Annotated in this window: 33 protein-coding genes; 3 read left to right on the forward strand and 30 right to left on the reverse strand. The window is 38.9% G+C overall.

What is annotated here, in order from left to right:
- Positions 1 to 6: 6 nt before the first annotated feature.
- Genes OZX58_RS06215 through OZX58_RS06225 form a run of 3 tightly spaced genes read right to left on the reverse strand, consistent with a single transcriptional unit; the run spans position 7 to position 2,434 of the window.
- Positions 7 to 897, reverse strand: a complete 891-nt coding sequence (locus OZX58_RS06215; RefSeq protein WP_277140688.1) for a cation diffusion facilitator family transporter — start codon at positions 895 to 897, stop codon at positions 7 to 9.
- 59 nt (positions 898 to 956) lie between these two features.
- Positions 957 to 1,637, reverse strand: coding sequence for a histidine phosphatase family protein (locus OZX58_RS06220; protein ID WP_277140689.1), 681 nt, complete (start codon positions 1,635 to 1,637; stop codon positions 957 to 959).
- Between the two features lie 35 nt (positions 1,638 to 1,672).
- Positions 1,673 to 2,434 (reverse strand): sulfite exporter TauE/SafE family protein, encoded by a 762-nt coding sequence (locus tag OZX58_RS06225; RefSeq protein WP_277140690.1) that lies wholly within the window; start codon positions 2,432 to 2,434, stop codon positions 1,673 to 1,675.
- 72 nt (positions 2,435 to 2,506) lie between these two features.
- Between OZX58_RS06225 and OZX58_RS06230 the strand changes: the two genes are divergently transcribed.
- Positions 2,507 to 3,166, forward strand: coding sequence for an HAD hydrolase-like protein (locus OZX58_RS06230; protein WP_277140691.1), 660 nt, complete (start codon positions 2,507 to 2,509; stop codon positions 3,164 to 3,166).
- A 36-nt stretch (positions 3,167 to 3,202) separates the two neighbouring features.
- Positions 3,203 to 3,787 carry a DJ-1 family glyoxalase III gene (locus OZX58_RS06235; protein ID WP_277140692.1) on the forward strand — a complete coding sequence of 195 codons (585 nt, stop codon included), beginning with the start codon at positions 3,203 to 3,205 and terminating at the stop codon, positions 3,785 to 3,787.
- Between the two features lie 86 nt (positions 3,788 to 3,873).
- On the opposite strand, the gene OZX58_RS06240 is transcribed toward OZX58_RS06235, so the two are convergent.
- The 3 genes from OZX58_RS06240 to OZX58_RS06250 form a co-directional block, all read right to left on the reverse strand.
- Positions 3,874 to 4,464 carry a histidine phosphatase family protein gene (locus tag OZX58_RS06240; RefSeq protein ID WP_277140693.1) on the reverse strand — a complete coding sequence of 197 codons (591 nt, stop codon included), beginning with the start codon at positions 4,462 to 4,464 and terminating at the stop codon, positions 3,874 to 3,876.
- Positions 4,461 to 5,468 (reverse strand): aldo/keto reductase, encoded by a 1,008-nt coding sequence (locus tag OZX58_RS06245; protein WP_277140694.1) that lies wholly within the window; start codon positions 5,466 to 5,468, stop codon positions 4,461 to 4,463. Before OZX58_RS06245 ends, OZX58_RS06240 begins: the two co-directional genes overlap by 4 nt.
- Positions 5,469 to 5,575: 107 nt before the next feature.
- Entirely contained in the window at positions 5,576 to 6,430 is an 855-nt protein-coding gene (locus OZX58_RS06250) for an alpha/beta hydrolase (protein ID WP_277140695.1), read from the reverse strand.
- A gap of 81 nt (positions 6,431 to 6,511) precedes the next feature.
- Between OZX58_RS06250 and OZX58_RS06255 the strand changes: the two genes are divergently transcribed.
- Positions 6,512 to 7,384, forward strand: a complete 873-nt coding sequence (locus tag OZX58_RS06255; RefSeq protein ID WP_277140696.1) for a LysR family transcriptional regulator — start codon at positions 6,512 to 6,514, stop codon at positions 7,382 to 7,384.
- Positions 7,385 to 7,435: 51 nt separating this feature from the next.
- On the opposite strand, the gene OZX58_RS06260 is transcribed toward OZX58_RS06255, so the two are convergent.
- The 24 genes from OZX58_RS06260 to rplX all read right to left on the reverse strand — a co-directional run bounded on the left by OZX58_RS06260 (position 7,436) and on the right by rplX (position 22,045).
- Entirely contained in the window at positions 7,436 to 9,406 is a 1,971-nt protein-coding gene (locus OZX58_RS06260) for a TetM/TetW/TetO/TetS family tetracycline resistance ribosomal protection protein (RefSeq protein ID WP_277140697.1), read from the reverse strand.
- 156 nt (positions 9,407 to 9,562) lie between these two features.
- A complete protein-coding gene (rpsI, locus tag OZX58_RS06265) occupies positions 9,563 to 9,958 on the reverse strand; it encodes a 30S ribosomal protein S9 (RefSeq protein ID WP_277130602.1) in 396 nt (131 codons plus the stop codon).
- Positions 9,959 to 9,970: 12 nt separating this feature from the next.
- Positions 9,971 to 10,414: a 50S ribosomal protein L13 gene (gene rplM, locus OZX58_RS06270; RefSeq protein ID WP_277130601.1), complete on the reverse strand. Its 444-nt coding sequence runs from the start codon at positions 10,412 to 10,414 to the stop codon at positions 9,971 to 9,973.
- A gap of 106 nt (positions 10,415 to 10,520) precedes the next feature.
- Entirely contained in the window at positions 10,521 to 11,306 is a 786-nt protein-coding gene (truA, locus tag OZX58_RS06275) for a tRNA pseudouridine(38-40) synthase TruA (RefSeq protein ID WP_277140698.1), read from the reverse strand.
- Positions 11,306 to 12,103: an energy-coupling factor transporter transmembrane component T gene (locus tag OZX58_RS06280; RefSeq protein ID WP_277130599.1), complete on the reverse strand. Its 798-nt coding sequence runs from the start codon at positions 12,101 to 12,103 to the stop codon at positions 11,306 to 11,308. Before OZX58_RS06280 ends, truA begins: the two co-directional genes overlap by 1 nt.
- Before the next feature lie 4 nt (positions 12,104 to 12,107).
- Entirely contained in the window at positions 12,108 to 12,953 is an 846-nt protein-coding gene (locus OZX58_RS06285) for an energy-coupling factor transporter ATPase (protein WP_277140699.1), read from the reverse strand.
- On the reverse strand, positions 12,929 to 13,780 hold the full coding sequence (locus OZX58_RS06290; protein WP_277140701.1) for an energy-coupling factor ABC transporter ATP-binding protein: 852 nt from the start codon (positions 13,778 to 13,780) through the stop codon (positions 12,929 to 12,931). The genes OZX58_RS06285 and OZX58_RS06290 overlap by 25 nt, the downstream gene beginning before the upstream one ends.
- A gap of 177 nt (positions 13,781 to 13,957) precedes the next feature.
- Positions 13,958 to 14,341, reverse strand: coding sequence for a 50S ribosomal protein L17 (gene rplQ / locus OZX58_RS06295; RefSeq protein WP_277130596.1), 384 nt, complete (start codon positions 14,339 to 14,341; stop codon positions 13,958 to 13,960).
- Between the two features lie 20 nt (positions 14,342 to 14,361).
- The gene (locus OZX58_RS06300; RefSeq protein WP_277130595.1) at positions 14,362 to 15,300 is read right to left on the reverse strand and encodes a DNA-directed RNA polymerase subunit alpha; all 939 of its coding nucleotides are present in this window, start codon (positions 15,298 to 15,300) and stop codon (positions 14,362 to 14,364) included.
- Positions 15,301 to 15,345: 45 nt separating this feature from the next.
- Positions 15,346 to 15,729 carry a 30S ribosomal protein S11 gene (gene rpsK, locus OZX58_RS06305; protein ID WP_277130594.1) on the reverse strand — a complete coding sequence of 128 codons (384 nt, stop codon included), beginning with the start codon at positions 15,727 to 15,729 and terminating at the stop codon, positions 15,346 to 15,348.
- A 19-nt stretch (positions 15,730 to 15,748) separates the two neighbouring features.
- A complete protein-coding gene (rpsM, locus tag OZX58_RS06310; protein ID WP_277130593.1) occupies positions 15,749 to 16,099 on the reverse strand; it encodes a 30S ribosomal protein S13 in 351 nt (116 codons plus the stop codon).
- A gap of 23 nt (positions 16,100 to 16,122) precedes the next feature.
- Positions 16,123 to 16,239: a 50S ribosomal protein L36 gene (rpmJ, locus tag OZX58_RS06315; protein WP_003647815.1), complete on the reverse strand. Its 117-nt coding sequence runs from the start codon at positions 16,237 to 16,239 to the stop codon at positions 16,123 to 16,125.
- A gap of 14 nt (positions 16,240 to 16,253) precedes the next feature.
- On the reverse strand, positions 16,254 to 16,475 hold the full coding sequence (gene infA, locus OZX58_RS06320) for a translation initiation factor IF-1 (protein WP_034980408.1): 222 nt from the start codon (positions 16,473 to 16,475) through the stop codon (positions 16,254 to 16,256).
- A gap of 71 nt (positions 16,476 to 16,546) precedes the next feature.
- A complete protein-coding gene (locus OZX58_RS06325; RefSeq protein ID WP_277130592.1) occupies positions 16,547 to 17,197 on the reverse strand; it encodes an adenylate kinase in 651 nt (216 codons plus the stop codon).
- A gap of 11 nt (positions 17,198 to 17,208) precedes the next feature.
- The gene (gene secY, locus OZX58_RS06330) at positions 17,209 to 18,504 is read right to left on the reverse strand and encodes a preprotein translocase subunit SecY (RefSeq protein ID WP_277140702.1); all 1,296 of its coding nucleotides are present in this window, start codon (positions 18,502 to 18,504) and stop codon (positions 17,209 to 17,211) included.
- A complete protein-coding gene (rplO, locus tag OZX58_RS06335; RefSeq protein ID WP_277130590.1) occupies positions 18,504 to 18,944 on the reverse strand; it encodes a 50S ribosomal protein L15 in 441 nt (146 codons plus the stop codon). The genes secY and rplO overlap by 1 nt, the downstream gene beginning before the upstream one ends.
- Positions 18,945 to 18,965: 21 nt before the next feature.
- A complete protein-coding gene (gene rpmD / locus OZX58_RS06340; protein WP_277130589.1) occupies positions 18,966 to 19,151 on the reverse strand; it encodes a 50S ribosomal protein L30 in 186 nt (61 codons plus the stop codon).
- Positions 19,152 to 19,162: 11 nt separating this feature from the next.
- Complete coding sequence (gene rpsE, locus OZX58_RS06345) at positions 19,163 to 19,669, reverse strand: 30S ribosomal protein S5 (protein ID WP_277130588.1); 507 nt, start codon at positions 19,667 to 19,669, stop codon at positions 19,163 to 19,165.
- A 16-nt stretch (positions 19,670 to 19,685) separates the two neighbouring features.
- Entirely contained in the window at positions 19,686 to 20,042 is a 357-nt protein-coding gene (gene rplR, locus OZX58_RS06350; protein ID WP_277130587.1) for a 50S ribosomal protein L18, read from the reverse strand.
- A 23-nt stretch (positions 20,043 to 20,065) separates the two neighbouring features.
- On the reverse strand, positions 20,066 to 20,596 hold the full coding sequence (rplF, locus tag OZX58_RS06355) for a 50S ribosomal protein L6 (RefSeq protein ID WP_277130586.1): 531 nt from the start codon (positions 20,594 to 20,596) through the stop codon (positions 20,066 to 20,068).
- A gap of 24 nt (positions 20,597 to 20,620) precedes the next feature.
- Positions 20,621 to 21,019, reverse strand: a complete 399-nt coding sequence (gene rpsH, locus OZX58_RS06360) for a 30S ribosomal protein S8 (RefSeq protein ID WP_277130585.1) — start codon at positions 21,017 to 21,019, stop codon at positions 20,621 to 20,623.
- A gap of 22 nt (positions 21,020 to 21,041) precedes the next feature.
- Positions 21,042 to 21,227 carry a type Z 30S ribosomal protein S14 gene (locus OZX58_RS06365; RefSeq protein WP_046307561.1) on the reverse strand — a complete coding sequence of 62 codons (186 nt, stop codon included), beginning with the start codon at positions 21,225 to 21,227 and terminating at the stop codon, positions 21,042 to 21,044.
- A gap of 12 nt (positions 21,228 to 21,239) precedes the next feature.
- Positions 21,240 to 21,782, reverse strand: coding sequence for a 50S ribosomal protein L5 (gene rplE, locus OZX58_RS06370; protein ID WP_277130584.1), 543 nt, complete (start codon positions 21,780 to 21,782; stop codon positions 21,240 to 21,242).
- Positions 21,783 to 21,796: 14 nt separating this feature from the next.
- Positions 21,797 to 22,045 carry a 50S ribosomal protein L24 gene (gene rplX / locus OZX58_RS06375; protein ID WP_277130583.1) on the reverse strand — a complete coding sequence of 83 codons (249 nt, stop codon included), beginning with the start codon at positions 22,043 to 22,045 and terminating at the stop codon, positions 21,797 to 21,799.
- Positions 22,046 to 22,054: the final 9 nt, after the last annotated feature.

Here is a 22,054-nt window from a genome sequence, read left to right on the forward strand (position 1 = left end):
TTTCCCCTAATTCTCGTAATCATGACCTGGAACAATCATATCATCATTTTTGCCGCGTTCGCACTCCACTTGAAAATTAATATGGTTAATCCCCAACTGCCGCAGTTTTTGACTAATCTGCTGCGTTAATTTTTCAAATTCCCCCGCAGTCAATTTCGCATCCACATTTACGTGAGCATCAAGCATAATATAATCGTCGCTATAGCGCCATAAATGCACATGATGAATATTTTTAATCTCTGGAAAAGATAACACAATTTTATTCATTTGTTCAAGGTCAATATCAGGATTAGATTCCATTAAAATATTAGCAGCCTTTTTAGTAATTTGATATGCTTCACGCAGAACAAACAATGATACCAGCAGTGTCATTACGGGGTCAAGCCACGTAATCTGCCAAAAGTAAATGAACACCGCGCCAATCACAACCGCAACACTGGACAAGGCATCACTCAGCATATGAACAAAAGTAGAGCGCACATTTAAATTTCCTTGAGCATCACGATGCATCGCCAGCATAGAAATAAAGTTAGCCACTAGCCCAATTACCGCTACGACCAGCATAATGCCGCCCTTGATTTTGCTGGGCTGCCAAAAACGCTCGATTGCTTCAATAAATAGAGCAAGGCTAATCAGAATTAAAATAATGCCGTTAGTAAAGGCCGCTAAAGTTTCCGCACGTTCGTAACCAAACGTTTTATATTGGTTGCGGCTGCGACTACTAATTAAGTGCGCAACAAATGAAATGATAATCGCACCGACATCACTTAAATTATGTACGGCATCTGATAATAAAGCTAGTGACCCAGACGCGAAGCCGCCAACAAACTCTGCAATCGTAATGACAATATTCAGCAGCGTTACGTAAGCATAACGCTTAGTTGTGTGATCTTTCATTTTTGCATTCCTTTCCTTGCATTTAGTGTAACAAAAAAGTCTTACTGCTCCCAGTAAGACTAGATATTTTCTGCATTAATATTATAATCAATAATTTCAAATTTACCGTTATCTTGGAGAACGCCACGGCTGACACTGCCGTTATCGGGAAAAGTAATATCATGTAAGCCATCACTTTGATTCCAATACTTGATTCCCAAGGTTTTAATAAAATCACCGTGTGACACCAGTAAAACACGCTTCTCATCTTTAGTTAAATCGTTTAGCACGTTAACTGCCCGCACCATTCGGGCGTCAAGTTCTTCCTTATTTTCAGCTAAATGTCGCGGATCAGCCTTTTTAGTTGCCTCACGAAATTCATAAATTCCCACTTGATTGATAATTTTACTGACGTCATCCTCGGGGCCAATGCCAGCGGCTAGAGCTACTTGTTTCCAAGTATTATGAACATCATCGCCTTCAAACGACCCAAAAAAGACTTCACGAAATTCGGGCAGCTTTTTAATTTTACCAATTTCTGACACTTGATTGGCATCCTTCATTAAGTGCACCGTGTCAATTGCCCGCTTCAAATCGGAAGAATACATATTGTCAAAATGAACTTGACTTAAAGCATGTGCCGTCCGCTTTAAATCATTAATCCCCTTAACCGTCAAGGGAGAATCACACCAGCCCTGAACCTTGTCAAGCTGGTTAAACATTGTTTCACCGTGACGTACCAAATAAACTTCTGTAGTCAATTTGCATTCTCCTTTCATAATAGATTTGTATTAAACTATAACATATATGCTTTATAAAAGAAATATGCCGCCTGAATAAAGGCTAGGGCCGCAATAAATAAGCGAATAACTTTTGCTGGAACTTTTCGTAAAATTCCCATTCCTAAATAACCACCAATAAACATCCCAACGGCAAGTGGAATTGCCTGCTGCCAATAAATGTGTGAGGTAAAGATAAATACGATTAGTGCCACTAAATTTGCCAGACCGCAAATAACGTTTTTGATGGCGTTAACGACAATAAACTTTTCATCAGTAATATAGGTTAACAATACTAGCACGATAACACCACCCGCGGCGCCAAAGTAACCAGTATAAACGCCCATCACGAGTAATGCCGCAATATAGAAAATTTCCTGCCAAAGCGGTCTTTTATGTGGTTCTAAATTATGATGCTTACCGGAGGCTAATACCATAATTCCCGACCCCGCAATAAAAAACGGCACCAGCTTTTCAAAAACACTTGACGGAAACGATAATAATAAAAAGCAGCCTGCAAGTGACCCAATAACGGTAAAGAAGCCATAAAAGCCAACTTGCTTCCAGTGTCCCTTAAGCTCTTTAGTTGATGAAATAGTTGAACCAACACTGGTCCAAATCAAGGCAGCATCGTTAGTGACATTCGCATAAACAGGTGGAATGCCAACAGCCAGCAAAACCGGATAAGACGCCAGTGATGCCATTGATGCTACTGACGATAATAGTCCTCCTGCAATTCCGCCCAACAAAAGAAAAATTAATGTAAAAATTGACGGCATAATTTAACTCCTTTTTGGCAATAATATCTATTATAATGCAAGTAGAACACAAATAAAGAAGGTAAACTAACAGTGACAAAGTTTGAAACATTGATAATTATTCCAGAAGGTAGTCTATTAAATCAAAAAGCAGCCGAAAGAAACGCTCTGCGGCAGACTTTACGTGAGCTTGGACGTGACTTTGGCCCAGCTGAGCGTATTAAATATACTAGTTTGCAGGAACAAGTAAAATTCCTGAGCCAAGATGAACGGCTGCAGCTGCTTAACCAAACTTTCTTTAGTGACAACTTACAAGCAGCACAACAGATTTTTGAACAAAAGATGGCTGGACAACATCAATTAACGCAGGATGCCATTTCCTTTTTAGATGAAGCAACAGCTAAAGTTAACTTAGTTATGCTGGCAAAAGAACCGCAAAAGATATTAGAACCGCGGCTTGCAGAAAGTGAACTGCTAAATTACTTTTCAGCTGTCTACTTCCCAGAAAGTTTAACTGCCCAATTGCCCAATAAAAATGTATTTGTGCCAATTTTTCAAGAGCATGACAATTTCAATCCGGCCACTAGTCTTGTAATTGGTACCAATCTGACTGAAGAAATCCAAGGCGCTGTAAATGCCAACCTGCAATCATTGTGGCTGGCACCGAAAAAGAGCAAAATTCCGATTACGCCTCATCCCACACTGCACCTCAATAAGTTAAGTGATTTATTATTTTACCTTGAACTCAGCTAGTTTATAATAAGAGTAACAGATTGCGAGGTATAAAATATGACTAAAGTTGCGGTAGTCTTCGCTGATGGTTGCGAAGAAGTTGAGGGCTTAAGCATCATCGATGTTCTGCGTCGTTTAGGTGTGCAAGCCGATATGGTGGGCTTAACTAGTAAAGATGTCATCGGCGATCATCACATTAAGTTAACTTGTGATAAAATTGTTGACGACAGCTTACTAGATTATGACCTAGTAGCCTTTCCCGGCGGTAAAACTGGTGCCGAAAATTTGCGGGACAATGAACGTCTTCAATCATTAATGGTGCAGCGCCATCAAAATCAGCAGTGGGATGCGGCCATGTGCGCAGCACCGATTGCCTTGGCACGCTATGGCGTTTTGAACGATGCCGACTACACCTGTTATCCCGGGTTTGATACTCAAACAAAGCATGATGCACCAAGCGGTAACTTCCAAGAAAAGATTACGGTAACCGATTCGGATCATAAAGTAATCACTAGTCGCGGACCGGCAACAGCTTGGGCTTTTGCCTATGCGATTGCAGAGGCACTGGGAATTGATACCACAGATTTAAAGCAAGGGATGCTTTACGAGTATCTCGGCAGCAACATTCAAGACAGTTTATAAACAATATAAAAGCCGCTACTAATCAGTAGTGGCTTTTATTGTCTAAGTTAACGCCAATCTAATTAGATTGTAACGCGCTCCTGGCACTAATTTTCTTCCTTAACATTAATTGCCTTAATAAAGGTGAATTTACCATCTTCATAAGTAAACTTTAGGATACAGCAATTATGAAAATTAGTTACTTGCCGTTTAATCTCATCATACGGCAGCCACTTTTGTAAGAACATGAAGCACGCGCCGCCATGGCTAACTGCCAAAACATGGTGGTGATCTGGCTGCTCCATAATCGTCGTTAACGTCTGATTCATCCGCTCCTGAACTTCTAAATCAGACTCACCGCCAAACTGCAGAAAAAAATCACCGTACGAATGCCGACTACTGTCATCATGGGGATTGAGCTGCTCACTTTGCCCTTCAAAAACGCCAAAATTCCATTCTTTCAAACCCTTTAGTCTGGTGTAAGGCTGGTCAGTGATATTTTCAAGTGTGTCACAAGCACGCTCCTGCGTTGACGAATAGGCGTGGTCAAAAGTAATCTGTTGGTCCTTAAAATAACGCCCAACTTCCTGGGCATCCTCAATTCCCTGCTTAGTTAATGGCGAATCGGACCAACCCTGGATTCTGTGTAACTGGTTAAACAATGTCTGGCTGTGCCGCATTAAATATAATTCTTTCATTTTGTGTCCTCGTTTAACAATACTGTACCTTCTGGTGGATTTTCATTAATTGCACCCACGATTTTGTGGGGCAGGTACGGCTCCTCAATGTAAGCAATATCTTCATTAGTTAGTTTAACAGAAAGTGCATTCACTGCATCATCAAAATGAGTGGCCTTTGTTGCGCCAATAATTGGCGAAGCAACTCCCTTGGACCACAGCCATGCTAATGCAATTTGAGACATCTTGACCTGATACTTTTGTGCTAATTCGTTAACCCGCTGGGAAATTTTTTCATCAAACTTTTTGGTATGGTCATACTTGCCTCGGGCCACGCGATCAGTCTGACTGCGCAAAGTAGAAGCTACCCAATTGGGACGAGCTAATCGACCAGCAGCTAGTGGACTATATGGCATCAGGGATACACCCATTTGCTGGCACAGTGGCAATAACTCACGCTCATCTTCACGATAAAGTAAGTTATAATGATTTTCCATTGCTGAAAACTGGGTCCAACCATGATCTCGTGCAGCTAATTGCAGATTGTAAAATTGATAAGCATACATTGCTGAAGCACCAAGAGCCCTAACTTTACCCGCCTTAATTAAATCATTTAAGGCAGACATTGTTTCTTCAACTGGCGTGTGATAATCAAAACGATGAATAATGTATAAATCCAAATAATCGGTTCCCAGCCGTTCTAAAGTACCATCGATTTCACGTTCAATTGCCTTGCGGGACAAGCGCCCAGGATTAAAATAAACTTTCGAAGCAATTACTACTTTATCTCTTGCAGTACATTTTTTTAATGCCTTTCCTAAGTATTCTTCGCCTGTACCTGCAGAATAGCTGTTAGCTGTATCGAAAAAATTGATTCCTAAGTCTAATGCATGGGCAACAATTTTTTCAGTCCCACTTTGATCTAAAGTCCAGTCGTGCATTGTTCCTGCTTGACCAAAACTCATGCCGCCAACACATAATTTAGAAATTTTAATTGTCGTATTACCCAAATTAACGTATTCCATAGCTGCTCTCTCCTTAACTTTTTGTAGTTATTATAATAATCAAGAACAAGTTATGTCTAATACTTATTTTGTATGTCATACTATACTAATTAGGCATGGCTAATGCCTCACCATAAAAACTTGTCAATTGCTTGGTCAACTCGTGGATTTTCATGGAGCTGACTGTGCTGACCGCCAGCTCCCTTGACTTCAATTTCTTGATAATCAACTCTGCCACGAAGTAAATAACGCAGTGAACGTGCTGAAACAACGCTGACATCCCCGTCGGAATTTGTCCCATCTTCCTTGTTACCAAAAATATTTAAGACGGACACGTTTTTAGGATAATTTTGCCGATGTTTTAATAAATAGCGATATGATGAATTTAGATACCTTGGTCGACCACTAGCCAATAAGTAATTATGATTAGCCATGTCATCCATTCCCAAAATACCGTCAAAATGTCCGCCAAGATTGACCTGCTTATTTAACCTAGGTAATTTGTCACTATTGCCGTATTTCATTTGGTAAAACATCGTCGTTAAGTTTCCCATTGAGTGAGAAACCGTATTGTAACGTTTAATTCGGTATTTTTTCTGTAACAAGACAATCAAATGATGGAACCATTCACGAGTTACATAATAATCGCCGTTTTTATTATCTACAAATACTAACTGGATTAAGGGATGCGTGGTTCCCTTAGGCCATGTTCCCTCTAAACTAATTTGCCCATCCCGCCTAACTTTTGCAGTTAGTACCTTGCGGGCATGATTATGCTTTTCGGCATAGGCAATCATACTATCCGTAGATTTGCCACTTGCTCCCCAACCATGAAGATAAATTGTCGGTGTACTGCCTGAGCGATCCATCACTTGATTAGTATTAGCAAGGTTATTTTTACTAAAATGGAACCAGCTAATAATACCGCCAGCAATCAAAATGACTATCACTAGTCCAAGCCAAAACAAATTTTTCTTTTTCATAATTTCATGTCCTAAAAGTCTTATACTTATCTAAAATCATTATAATACCAAAAACCAATTAACCTTAATCAAAGGAGCATCATGGAACTTAGAGTCTTACGCTATTTTTTAGCAGTTGTTAACGAACAAAACATCTCGCGAGCAGCAACCAAGCTGCACATCTCGCAGCCCACAATTTCACGGCAAATCCACGAACTTGAACAAGAATTGGGCGTCAGTCTATTTGAACGCGGTACGAGAACGATCAAATTGACAACTGACGGCGAATATCTTGCCAATCAGGCTAGACAAATTTTGACTTTGGCTAATAAAACGAGTGCCAATATTGGTAAGAAATCTGAAATTAGCGGCAGCGTCTTTATCGGCTGTTCAGAAGCACCTATGCTCAGCACAATTGCGGATGCAATTAATCAATTAAAGCAAGTTGCGCCTAATGTTATTGTCAACTTACATAGTTGTGATGCAAGCGAGGTCCAGCGTAAAATGCAAAATGGTCTGTTTGATTTTGGCTTTGTCTTGGATCCTTTTAATAAAACCAACTATAACTTCCTAACTCTGCCAGGAACTACAAGGTGGGGACTGTTAACTAGAAAGGATTCAAGTCTAGCTAATAAAAGCAAAATTAAAGTTGCTGATTTAATTGGTAAACCGGTAATTCTGCCGCAGCGTCACAATAGTCAAACATTATTGACCAACTGGCTGGGGCAAAGCAGTCTTAAATTTCAAACTGTTGCCAGCTATAACTTGCTTAACAATGCCGCAATTCTCGCACAGCATAATGTTGGTGATGTTCTTTGCCTCGACGGGATCATCAATCTTGCACAAACCAGCCTAACTTTTATTCCCCTTGAGCCAGAACTAACTATCCATGCAAGTTTAATTTGGTCAAAAACCGCCGTCCTCTCGCGTGCCGCCCAAACATTCTTAGACCAATTAAAAAAGGTATTAAACTAATAAAAAAGACCTGCTGATAAATAATCAACAGGTCTTTCAGCTATTTGGCTTTTAGGCATGATAGCCGCCGAATTTGTATTTGTTTTGATACGGTACATGAGCCCACTGCGGGACTTCATTCCACGGTATTCTCGTTGCAATTTCATTTGGTACAAAAACAGAGTCTGGTGTATTTGCCAAATCGTGCGTTGGCGAGTAATCATAAGCCGCAATAATTTCTGCTGCATTTTGACAAGGATGATAACAGTCAAATGTGCACTCTAAACTCCCCTGCCCATGAGTATAATTCCGAACTACTTTAGCATAATTTTGCATTTGTTTAACTGGAGCAGAACCAGTTAAAATCTCTATATCTTGATTAGTTCCCACCTCAGGTTCATTAAAAGTGCCCTTCATCTGCTGAATATCACTAATGGCCCGACCAATTTGCGTCGAAGCAATTTCCAGGCGAAAATGATACCACGGCTCAAGCAATTGACATTTTCCTTTAGCTTTAAGAAGCATTAAACCTTGCCGGACTGCGCGCCAGGCAGCCTTACGAAAATCGCCGCCTTGCGTGTGCTTATAACTATAATGACCACTAACAAAACGAATTTTCATATCCGTAATTGGCGCGCCAATTAAGACACCCAAATGTTCCTTACTTTGCAAATCAAACATTACTTGTTTCTGCCAATTAGGCGCTAAAACCTCATTAGGGCAATCATTTACAATAACTAAGCCACTTCCAGCTGGCAATGGCTCAAGCACCACATGAGTCTCCGCATAATGTCGCAATGGTTCAAAATGTCCGGCACCCTCAACTGAATCCGTAACAGTTTCTTTATACAAAATCTTTCCAGTGCCAAATTCTAGCTGAAGATTAAATCTTTCCTGCAATAATTGCTGTAAGACTTCCAGCTGGACTTCACCCATAATTCGTACACTAATGCTTTGGCTATGCTCATCCCAAACAACATGAAGTTGTGGATCTTCATCCTCTAATTCTTTTAAGGCCAGCAAACAAGAATGGGGATCGTAGTCTTTAGGATCAACAGAATAAGTTAAAACAGGCTGAACTTGTGGATCCTGACTATCATGTTCAACCCCTAAGCCTTGTCCTCGATACGTTCCAGTCAAATTAGGAATCGTACAAATTTGCCCTGCTGTTACTTCCTGCTTAGTGGTGAATTTTTCGCCCTGATAAATTCGTAGCTGGTTAACTTTTTGGTCAGTTAGTACAATTTGCTTGGGCTGCAAACTGCCGCTCATAACGCGCAGCCAAGTTAACCGTTCACCTTTTGCATTATGTGAAATTTTAAATACTCGTGCACCAAAATCAGATATTGCTGGTTGGTACTCCTCACTCCAAAAAGCAATCCCCGAAAGTAGTTCTTTAATTCCCTGCAGTTTTAAAGCGGACCCAAAATAACAAGGAAAAATCTGCCTTTTCTTAATCATTTGGCGGATAGTCGCATTGGCAATTGTGCCTGAAGACAGATAGTCCGTTAAAACATCGTCATCTTGAACAGCAATTTGTTCCTGAGTTGAAGCAGACAGTTGCTGATTTTGTAATTCAAAATTAACGCAGCCAGCCGATAATTCTTTTTGTAGCTGCGCGATTATTGCTCGCAATTTTTCTTGACCCGCATCCATTTTATTAACAAAAATAAAAGTCGGAACCTGATACTGCTGGAGCAGTTGCCACAACTTTCTTGTTTGACTTTGTACACCTGCAGTAGCGGAAATTACTAAGATAGCATAGTCCAGAACACTTAATACACCCTCTGTTTGTGCCAAAAAGTCAACGTGACCTGGCGTATCAAGCAAAGTTAATTTTAAATCTTGATATTCTAAATTTGCCTGATGAGAAAAAATAGTGATCCCACGTCTTTTTTCTAGTTGATCTGAATCCAAAAAGGCATCGCCATTATCAACGCGCCCTAACTGTCTAATCGTTCCTGTTTGATAAAGTAGCGCTTCAGATAAGGTAGTCTTTCCCGCGTCAACATTCGCCAATATGCCTGCAACTATCTGTTTCATAGTCCCGTCTTTTCATTCCTTTATTACTTTTTCTTATCTTAATAAAATATAACTTAATTTTAGCCCAATCTATTCAAGGGTTACAGTAGGTTTTTAATTTAAACAAAAAAAGATATCCCAATTGAGATATCTTTTTTGATAAACGTAAATCCAAAATTAACGTTTTGAGAATTGTGAAGCTTTGCGGGCTTTCTTCAAACCTGGCTTCTTTCTTTCAACCATTCTAGGGTCACGAGTTAAGAATCCAGCCTTCTTCAAAGGACCACGGAAATCTGGGTCAACTTCAAGAAGAGCACGGGCAATACCAAGACGGATTGCACCAGCTTGACCTGAGAAGCCACCACCATTAACATTAACTTTAACGTCATATTGACCGTCAGTTTCAGTCAAAGTCAATGGTTGCTTCAAATCCTTAACTAAGTTAGGGAATGGAATGTATTGATCAACATCTTTGTTGTTAACAGTAATCTTACCAGTGCCTGGTACTAAACGTACACGCGCAACTGCGTCCTTACGACGACCAGTACCTGCATATGCAACTTGTTGTGCCATTTATTTAACCTCCTAGATTAATTTATTAATGTCTAATTCTTCAGGTTTTTGTGCTTCATGCTTGTGATCAGCATCAGCATAAACATGCATCTTCATGAATTCTTGGTGACCAAGAGTGTTCTTTGGAAGCATTCCCTTAACTGACAATTCAACTAATCTAACTGGGTTATTGGCAAGCAAATCACCAGCTGGAACAGCCTTGATTCCGCCACGCCAACCAGAGTGGTGGTAATAAATCTTGTCAGTAGCCTTTTTACCAGTTAACTTAACTTTAGAAGCGTTAATAATAATAACGTTGTCACCAGTGTCAACATTTGGTGTATATTGAGGCTTGTTCTTACCTCTTAAAATAGTGGCTACTGCAGTAGACAGACGACCTAAAGATACATCTGTTGCGTCAATAACATACCACTTACGTTCAATTTCATTAGGTTTTGCTAATTGTGTAGTACGCAATGTAAATTCCTCCGTTTATACGTTGTTTGAAAACAATAAGTTGCCGGGGCCTATCATGGACAAACATACTGTTCTAGAATACGTCCTTTTTAATAAATTGTCAATATTAATCAACGTCTTGCCGGTATTTTTTTGGCAAATCATCATAAAAAACATGGTAAAGAAACAAACCACTTGCTTGCGCTGTTTCTCTCACCTGCTCGCGATCTCGAGCTTTTATTACCCGGGGAATATCATCAATTGGTCGCTTACCATTACCAATTTCTAGCAAGGTGGCAACTAAAATACGTACCATATTGTATAAAAAGCCCGAACAAATAAAGTCAAAAACAATTTCATTAGTTTCTTCATCTTGAGTGATATTAACATAATACATTGTTCTTACTTTATTTTTAATTTGGCCGCCACTAGCCGCAAAGCTAGTAAAGTCATGAGTACCAATCAAATCACGTGCAGCTAGCTGTATTTTTTTCACATCAACAGGATAAGGATAGTGACCAGTATAAAAACGTTTGAATGGATCAACGAAGCGGTCAAGACTTGCCCGATAGCGATACCACTTGCCTTTGGAGCTATAGCGAACATGGAAGTTTTTATCAACAATTTCACATTCCTTAAAGACGATATCTAACGGCATAATCGAATTAAGTGCACGAATCATTCTTTCGGGTGGAATAGTATTTCCCGGGTAATCAAAGTGAATTACTTGGCCAATAGCATGTACACCTGCGTCAGTTCTGCCTGACCCTTCAACGACTATTTTTTCACCCTTAGTCATTTTAGTTAGCGCAGCTTCAATTGTTCCCTGAACGGTTCTCTGATGCGGCTGACTTTGAAAGCCATGAAATAGATGGCCATCATATGCAAGTGTCATTTTATATCTTGTAATCATTAATGTATCCTAAAAATTAATAGCAGTGCAATTAAAATTGCAAAATAACCTAAATTAATCAAATCAAACTTTGACCAACGCAATATTCGGTAACGAGTTCGGCCATTATCGTCACGATATCCGCGTGATTCCATCGCTGTTGACAAATCAATGGCTGTTTCTAATGAATTGATAAACAAGGGAACCAGCAACGGTGTAATTGCTTTTGCCCGGGTAATTAACCCACCATTATTAAAATCTGCACCACGCGAACGTTGAGCATTCATAATTTTAACAGTCTCATCAAATAAAGTTGGCACAAAGCGCAATGCAATCGACATTACCAATGCAATTTTATCAACCGGAACTTTGATTAATTTAAGTGGTGTCAGCAGCCATTCCATTGCATCTGCAATTTCGAGTGGCATTGTTGTTACTGTCATCACCGTTGAAATTAAAATAATCACTGTAAACCGAATGAAAATATAAATCGCATTTTCAATACCATAACTAGTTATTGCAAAAATCGTCCACTGCCAGTAAACTTTACCGCCAACCGTAAAAAACAATTGTAAAAGTGATGTAAAAAAGATTAGCCAAACTAACGGCTTAACCCCATCCCAAAAGACCTTTGGCCGTAATTTAGTTGCAGCTACTGCAATAAAACTAAATATGGTCACAATCGCGTAAGTTAGCGGATTATTAGCTAGAAAAATAATCAAAATAAAAAAGATGGTTGCAAGTAATTTCCCGCGCGGATCCATTTTATAAACAAGTGAATTTCCCGGTACATATCGACCAATTAAAATTTTACTCACAAACTCACCCCTTTAAATTTTCTTTAATTCCCTGAACCAAGTCTTTTGCTGTCAAAGGTTGACTAGGAAATTTAAATCCCTTCAATTTAGATGCAAACAAAGATGCCTGTGGCTCATCTAAATAATGTTGCTTTAACCAAGAACGATCATTAAAAATCACTTGTGGCTTATCATGCTTAATCATTTGACCATGTTCCATTACCAAAACATCATCAGCATAATTTGCCACATCATCCATATTATGAGTTACCAAAATAACCGTATGCCCAGCCTTCTGGTATTCAACAAATAAATCCATCATTTGCTTACGTGCTTGTGGATCAAGTCCTGCCGCCGGCTCATCAAGACACAAGATTTCTGGCTCGTAGGCTAAGACGCCAGCAATCGCAACTCGTCTCATTTGCCCGCCAGAAAGGTCAAACGGGGACTTATCTGCAATATCATCTGGCAAGCCAACTTTTTTAAGCCAAACTTGCGCAACTTTCTTTGCTTCTTCTTCACTATAACCAAAGTTTTTGGGACCAAAAGCAACATCGTTTAAGACAGTACTTTCAAAAAGTTGAGCTTCAGGAAACTGAAAAACCAGACTAACATGTTTACGCAGCTGCTTCAAATTCTTGTTTGAAGTTTCTGGTGTAATTGTCGTCCCAGCAATCTCAATTTGACCACTAGATGGTTTTAACAAGGCATTAAAATGTTGCATCAAAGTCGATTTGCCACTACCAGTATGACCAATAATCGCAGTAAAAGTACCATTTTGAAGTTCAAAACTCACATTATCCAGACCCTTTTTTTCAAGTGGTGAATCTGGTGAATAGATATAGCTTACTTGCTTGAATTTAATTGACATAAGAAATTAATCAACTCTTTTTCTGAATTTACAGTGCTTGGAATATTAATACCTTGTTCCAGTAGCTCATCTTTAATTTGTTCAAAGAATGGTACGTCAAGCCCCAACTTTTTAAGGAGCTTTGTTTGGCTGAAAATTTCACTACTAGTACCTTGCTCAACCAATTTTCCATCATTCATGACAATTACCTGATCGGCTAAACTTGCCTCATCAATATCATGTGTAATTGAAATAACAGTTAAATCATATTCCTGTTTCATTTGGCGAACAATTTGTAAAATTTTATTACGTCCTTCAGGATCAAGCATTGATGTTGCTTCATCCAAAATAATAATTTTGGGCTTGATAGCGATAATGCCAGCAATTGCTACACGCTGTTTTTGACCGCCTGAGAGGCTCGCAGGCTCAGAATCAGTGTAATCAGTCATACCAACAGCATTAATTGCTTTAGGGACGATTTTTAGCATTTTCTCACGCGGAATCCCACGATTTTCAAGGCCAAAGGCAACATCGTCTGCAACAGTAGCACCAACAAACTGATTATCGGGATTTTGAAAAACTATCCCAACTTTGTTTCGAATGTCCCATATACTATCGTTAGTAAGTTTTTCACCATCAACTTCAATACTAGCCTCATCAGAATTATCAGGGACAAGCAAACCATTTATTAATCGAATAATTGTCGATTTGCCACTACCATTGTGACCAATGATCGAAGTCCACGTTCCCCGTTTAATCTCAAAACTAATATGGTCAATAGCGGGCTGCTTTGTATCTTGATATGTAAAAGTTACATTTTTAATTTTTATAATACTATCTGTTGCCATTTCTTCACCATCCTATAAGCCTGACTTGATTATACCAAAAAAAGAGCAAAAAAAATCATCCATGAAGAGGGATAATTTACATTATCTAAGCTAGACTAAACTTTCGTCATCATCTTGGCGCTTATTCTCACTTCCATGGATAATTCTTAATAGCTATTAAGTTTTGGTTATCTCAAATTAAACTAATTCAAGAATAACCATTGGAGCGCCATCACCCTTACGAGCTTTGGCTAACTTCATAATTCTGGTGTAACCACCATTGCGGTCTTTGTAACGAGGTGCAATATCGCTGAAAAGTTTTTGCAATGCTGATTTAACAACAACTGCATCTTTTTCTTCATGGATATCAGCAACTTCATCACGTACAAAAGCAGCAGCCTTTCTTCTAGCAGCTAAATCGCCACGCTTACCTAAAGTAATCATCTTTTCGGCAGTCTTACGAATTTCTTTTGCACGAGTTTCAGTAGTAACAATGCGTTCTTTCATGAACAATTGAGTTGTCATTTCACGCAACATTGCTTTTCTATGTGCACTATCCCAACCTAATTTACGGTATGCCATCAGTTTACCTCCTTTATTTATTAATCTTCTTGACGAAGTGAAAGTCCTAAGTCAGCTAATTTGTTTTTAACTTCTTCCAATGATTTACGTCCTAAATTGCGTACGCGCATCATATCTGCTTCAGTCTTATCAGTTAACTCTTGCAGAGTATTAATGCCGGCGCGCTTCAGGCAATTGTATGAACGTACAGAAAGGTCAAGCTCTTCGATTGTCATCTCAAGCTTCTTTTCTGCAGTATCATCTTCCTTTTCGACCATAACATCATCGAATTTGGTATTTGCATCAGCAGTTTCAAACACTTTAAAGTGCGCTACTAGAATTTTAGCAGCAAAACTAAGGGCGTCATTAGGCTTGATTGAACCATCAGTCCAAATCTCTAAAGTGAGCTTGTCAAAATCATCTCTTTTACCAACACGAGTTGATTCAACTTGGTAATTAACCTTTTCAATTGGTGAAAAAAGAGAATCGACCGGAATAACACCAATTGGCATGTCTTCACTCTTGTTGTCACTTGCTGCAACATAACCACGACCGTTCTTGACAGCAATTTGCATGTGCAAGTGGCCACCTTCAGCGATGGTACAAATATATTGATCAGGATTTAGAATTTGAACATCAGCGTCAACTTTCAGGTCATCAGCAGTTACAGTAGCTGGACCTTCAACGTCCAATTCAATTAATTTTTGTTCATCAGAAAATGATTTTAACTCAAGCTTCTTCAAGTTAAGAATCATTTTTGCTACATCTTCTCTAACACCAGGAACTGTTGAGAATTCATGTAAGACACCATCAATTTGAACATAAACAAGTCCTGTACCTGGAATAGATGTTAGTAAAACTCTACGTAATGAGTTACCTAAAGTAGTACCAAAGCCTCGTTCAAGTGGTTCAATAACAAATTTACCGTAAGACTTCTCTTGGTCAACAACGGTAATATTTGGTTTTTCAAATTCAATCATTACTAGGCCCCTTTCAAAACGCAACGTCCTTCATTAAGAACAAAATTATACACGACGACGTTTTGGTGGTCTAGAACCATTGTGGGGAACTGGAGTAACATCACGAATTGCAGTAATTTCAAGACCAGTAGCTTGTAATGATCTAATTGCTGATTCACGACCAGAACCAGGACCTTTGACAGAAACTTCTACATGTTTCATACCTTGATCCATTGCACTCTTAGCTGCTGCTTCAGCTGCCATTTGAGCTGCGAATGGAGTAGACTTACGGCTACCCTTAAAGCCCAATGCACCGGCTGAAGACCAAGCAACTGCATTACCTTGAACGTCAGTAATCATGACTAAAGTATTATTAAACGTAGAATGAATATGAGCTACGCCTTTTTCAACGTGCTTCTTCACACGACGCTTACGTGCTGTTTTAGGCATCAATAAACCTCCTTATAAATTATTTATTCTTCTTACTACCCTTACGAGTACGGGCATTATTCTTGGTATTTTGACCACGAACTGGAAGTCCACGGCGGTGACGCATACCACGGTAAGAACCGATATCAATTAACCGTTTGATATTCATGCTAACTTGACGACGCAAGTCACCTTCAACACGGTATTTATCAACTTCTGCGCGAAGCTTTTCTTGATCGTCTGGAGTCAAATCTTTTGAACGTATGTCTTCAGAAACGCCAGCATCCGCACAAATTTTTTGAGCTGTAGGCTCACCAATACCATAAATATATGTTAAAGCAACAACTATTCTTTTATCTCTTGGTAAGTCAACACCAGCAATACGTGCCATAAATTGCACCTCCTATTTTATTTTTAACCTTGACGTTGCTTGTGCTTAGGATTTGCAGAACAAATAACCATCACACGGCCATGTCTTTTAATAATCTTACAATGTTCACACATTGGTTTAACAGATGGTCTAACCTTCATGTTTACCCCCGTTATTACTTTATAAACCGATACGTAATTCTACCTTTTGTTAAATCGTAAGGAGAAAGTTCCACAGTAACACGGTCGCCAGGCAAAATACGAATGTAGTGCATTCTAATTTTGCCGGAAACATGTGCTAAAATCACAGCTCCATTTTCCAATTCAACTTTAAACATAGCATTAGGCAAAGTATCTACAACTTTACCCTTTACTTCAATGACATCATCTTTTGCCAAAGTCGTTCCTCCGCAATTAAACAGTCATACTTTGAAATTATAGCACGGAATAGTAAATAAACAAATTATTGTTATTTACCTAATACCGCATCAACACTTTCAAAAACTTTTTCTGGAGTTTGTTCACCATCAATGACAGTCAACAAACCTTTCTTTTGGTAAAAGTCTTTCAAAGGTGTATTCATCTTTTCGTTAACTTCTAAACGATTCTTAACTACTTCAGGCTTGTCATCTTCACGTTGATAAAATTCATGACTACCACAACGATCACAAACGCCTTCTTCTTTAGGCATTTTAGTAATCTTATTGTAAGTTGCGCCACAATTTTTACACATAAAGCGAGCTGACAAGCGATCTACTAAGGTCTGTTCTTTAACTTCAAGCGAAATCACATTAGTTAAAGGTTTATTAAGACGTTCAGTAATACCTTCTAATAGTTCTGCTTGAACAGTTGTCCTTGGAAAGCCATCTAAAATGTAGCCTTCTTTAATATCAGGTTGAGCTAAGCGCTCCTCAACCAATTTAGCAGTAACTTCATCGGGTACCAAATCGCCCTTGTCGATATAACTTTTGGCTTCAAGACCAACTTTGGTTTCATTAGCCATTGCTTCCCTAAACATATCCCCAGTTGAAATATGAGTTAGGTGATATTTATCAACAATTTGCTCAGACACTGTACCTTTGCCAGCTCCCGGCAAACCTAAAAGAATTAAGTTAATCATTTATCTATTTCCTATCTGATGAATCCCACATATTCACGCTTCATTAACAAACCGTTAACTTGACGAGATAATTCTAGGACTACCCCAATAACAATTAAAAGACTTGTTCCGCCTAATCCAATTGAACTAGGTAAATTCCAAAAATTAGTAGCAAGCTGTGGCAGTAAAGCAACTAAACCTAAGAAAACTGATCCAACCGTTGATAATCTCATTAACAACTTCGAAACGTAATCTTGTGTATCTTTGCCTGGCCACACACTAGGAATATAAGCGCCTTGCTTTTGCAAATTCTTCGAAAGCTTCTCAGGATTAACCTGAACAAAAGCATAGAAGAACGTAAACAAAATAATCAAAAGCGTATAAATTATAACCCCTGGTGTAGTTTGCATACTAAAGATGTTAGTCATTACCTTGTACCATTGCTGATCGCCTTGGGACTTTTGAAAGACCATTAAAATTGTTGCTGGTGTAATAATAAACGAACTAGCGAAAATTACCGGAATAACACCGGAAACATTAACTTTTAATGGCAAAAAACTTTCTGAGCCACTTACAGTTGCTCTCTTTGTATATTGAATTGGAATCCGACGATCCGCCTGTTCAACCCACGTAACTAATTGTGTTACGACGAGAATTGCAATGATAATCGCGATGAAGAACAATATCCCTTGAATGCGATCACTCGCACTATTATTAATAATATCTTCCTTAAAGATCTGATACAGACCACGTGGAAGACGAGCAATAATACCAGCAAAGATAATTACGGAAACACCATTACCTAGTCCTTTATCAGTGATTTCATCACCAAGCCAAGTAAGTAACATTGTTCCGGCTGTCATAATAACAGCAATTTCAACATAGGTCTGCCACGATTGTGACTTAACAAGTCCCATTTGTGTTAATGCGTTAAAGCCAAGTGTTATACCAATACTTTGAACAAAAGCAACAGCTAATGACAACCATCGAGTAACTTGATTGGTTTTACGCCGACCTACTTCACCTTGTTTTCCCCACTCTACTAGTACAGGAACAATATCCATCTGCAACAATTGAATAACAATTTGCGCAGTAATATAGGGCGAAACACCCAGTGAAAAAATCGAATAATTATCTAACCCACCACCAGAAACAGTATCCAGCATGGGAACTAAACCAGTTTGTGCTACTTGAGTAATCGCTTTTGCATTTACACCCGGAACTGTAATATTAGCTCCTATGCGATACAACAGGAGAATAAAGAGTGTAAAATAAATTTTATTTCTAATTTCTTTATCCTTAAAAGCGTTCTTCAAGGTCGAAAACATTAGATCACCTCAACAGATCCGCCAGCAGCTTCAACTGCTTTCTTGGCAGCGGCAGAAACTTTGTTAACCTTTACGTTTAATTTAACTTTTAATTCGCCTTTAGCAAGTAATTTAACGCCTGATAATTCTTTCTTTACCAAACCGTTTTCTTTCAAACTAGCGACAGTTACTTCACTGTTATCTTCAAACTTGTTCAAGTCGTCTAAATTAACAATTGCATATTCCTTACGGTTAATATTCTTAAAACCACGCTTAGGCATAGTTCTGAACAATGGCATTTGACCACCTTCAAAACCTAAACGAGTATGGCCGCCTTGACGGGATAATTGACCCTTTTGTCCACGACCAGAAGTCTTACCGAAACCACTTGAAGTACCGCGTCCAACACGTTTTCTAGTTGAGCGTGAACCAGCAGAGGCATGTAATTCATTAAGCTTCATTGATTGGCACCTCCTCAATAATTATTTATTAACTTCTTCAACAGAAATTAAGTGGGCAATTTTCATTAATGCACCACGAGTAGCAGCGTTGTCTGGTAGAACAACTGTACTGCTGATTCTACCTAAGCCAAGAGCCTTAACAACTTTCTTTTGGTTAGGTAGACGGTGCGCAACACTTCTAATTAAAGTAACTTTTAATTCAGTCATTTATAGTCTCCCTAATCTAAATCAGCGTGGCGAAGCTTTTCAACTTCTTCACTTGTTCTAAGCTTCTTCAAGCCATCAATTGCTGCGCGAACAACGTTGATTGGTGTGTTTGAGCCAAGTGACTTAGAAGTAACATCAGCAATACCAGCCATATCCATAACGATACGAACGGCACCACCGGCTGCAATACCAGAACCAGCTGGAGCTGGCTTGAATAAAATACTACCTGAACCATAGTGACCAATTACTTCGTGAGGAATGGTAGTACCAACCTTAGGAACATTGATCATGTTCTTTTTACCAGCTTCAACGGCCTTACGAATTGCTTCTGGAACTTCTTGAGCTTTACCAGTACCAAAGCCTACACGACCTTTTTTGTCGCCAACAACTACTAGGGCAGCAAATCTCATGCGTTGACCACCCTTGACAACCTTGGTGACACGATTAATTGCTACTAACTGATCTTCAATGTCGTCCTTATTTCTACGATTATTACGAGAATCGTTGCGGTTTGCCATGTATTATTCTCCTTCCCTAGAAATCTAATCCGTTTTCACGAGCGGCATCTGCCAAAGCTGAAATACGGCCGTGGTATAAGTAACCACTTCTATCAAACACAATGTTTGAAATGTTCTTAGCTTTAGCTGCTTCGGCAATAGCTTTACCAACAGCTTGAGCTTGTTCTACCTTAGTTGAACCTTTAACAGATTCATCCAAAGTTGAGGCACTTGCTAGCGTGACACCCTCTACATCATCAATTAATTGAGCGTAGATGTTCTTGTTTGAACGGAAAACACTTAAGCGTGGGCGCTCAGCAGTACCAGAGATCTTGCTACGAATACGTTTATGACGCTTTAAGCGCAATTTGTTTTTGTCTGGTTTTGAAATCACAATTTCACCTCAAAATTTATTTATTATTTACCTGTCTTACCTTCCTTACGACGTACATATTCGTCAACATAACGAATACCTTTACCCTTGTAAGGTTCTGGTGGACGTACATCGCGAATTTCAGCAGCAAATTGTCCAACATTTTGCTTAGAAATTCCTTCTACTTCAATATCAGTATTTGAAGTAGCATTTACGGAAACACCTTCAGGTGCAGTCATTTCAACTGGGTGTGAGTAGCCAACATTTAAAGTTAACTTGTTGCCTTGTGTAGTAGCACGGTAACCAACACCGATTAACTTCAAGGTCTTCTTGTAGCCGTTAACTACACCTTCAACCATTGATGCTAAATTAGCTCTTTCAGTACCATGAAGTGCTTTATCATTTTCACTTGAACGTGAGAAATTGATCTTGCCATCTTCTTGCTTAAAAGTAATTTTAGGATCGAAGTATCTAGTTAATTCACCCTTTGGGCCCTTAACAGTAATATTGTCACCTTCCTTGGTAACAGTGACACTGTCTGGGACTTCAATTGTTTTTAAACCTATACGGCTCATTGATTGTTCTCCTTTCTGTCAGAATTACCAAACGTAGGCAATAACTTCGCCGCCAACGCCTTTTTGTCTAGCTTCTTTATTGGTAATTACACCAGCAGAAGTAGAAACGATGGCAATACCTAAACCATTAAGAACTTTAGGTAAGTTTTCAGCACTAACGTAATTTCTAAGACCTGGCTTAGAAATCCGTTTTAAGCCTGAAATGACACGTTCTCCGTTTGGACCATATTTCAAGAAAACCTTGATAACACCTTGCTTATTGTCATCAGTAACTTCGTAATCACGGATGAAACCTTCGCGTTTCAAAATTTCTGAAATAGATTTTTTAATATTTGATGCAGGAATTTCAACTGAACTATGCTTTGCCATGTTGGCATTTCTAATTCTAGTCAAGTAATCTGCGATCGGATCTGTCATGACCATTTATGCTATCCTCCTAACCGTATTACCAACTAGCCTTTTTAAGACCTGGGATTTGACCTTTGTGAGCTAAATCCTTCAGGCAAATACGGCATAAGCCAAATTTACGGTAAACTGAGTGTGGACGACCACATCTCTCACAACGTGTATATTCACGTGAAGAAAACTTAGCAGGACGATGATTTCTAATTTTTTGTGATGTTTTAGCCATTAATGTCCTCCATTATTTTGCAAACGGCATACCAAATTGACCTAAAAGCTCACGAGCCTCTTCGTCAGTATTGGCAGTAGTAACGATAACAACATCTAAACCTCTAGTACGGTTAACTTTATCAAAGTCGATTTCTGGGAAAATCAATTGTTCCTTGATACCTAAAGTGTAGTTACCACGACCATCGAATGACCGACTTGAAACACCGCGGAAGTCACGAACACGTGGAAGTGAAACGTTGATTAACTTGTACAAGAAATCATACATTCTAGTACCTCTAAGTGTAACCTTAGCACCAATTGACATACCTTCACGTAAACGGAAGTTAGCAATTGACTTCTTTGCCTTAGTAACTAAAGGCTTTTGACCAGAAATTAAAGTTAATTCTTCAACTGCTTCGTCTAAGTTCTTAGCGTTGGAAACTGCGTCACCAACACCCATGTTCAAAACAATTTTTTCAATCTTTGGTACTTGCATAACAGAATCATATTCAAATTTTTCTTGTAATGCAGGAACAATCTTTTCTTTATATTCTTGAGCTAAATAACTTGCCATTTGTGTCCTCCCTTCTACTTCTTAGTTTCTTTTTTGCTTTCACCTTTAGCAATAACTTTAACGTTTGATGCATGAATTGAACCTTCTGATTCAACTACACCACCGTTTGCATTGCTTTGTGAAGGCTTTTCGTGCTTCTTAATCGTATTAACGCCCTTAACAACCACGCGGTTCTTCTTAACGTTAACAGAAAGAACTACACCTTCTTTGCCTTTATCTTTTCCGGCAATAACTTTTACTTTGTCACCAGTTTTAACAAACATCAGTGCACC

It is taken from the genome of Lactobacillus sp. ESL0680, assembly GCF_029392855.1.
Taxonomy (GTDB): Bacteria; Bacillota; Bacilli; order Lactobacillales; family Lactobacillaceae; genus Lactobacillus.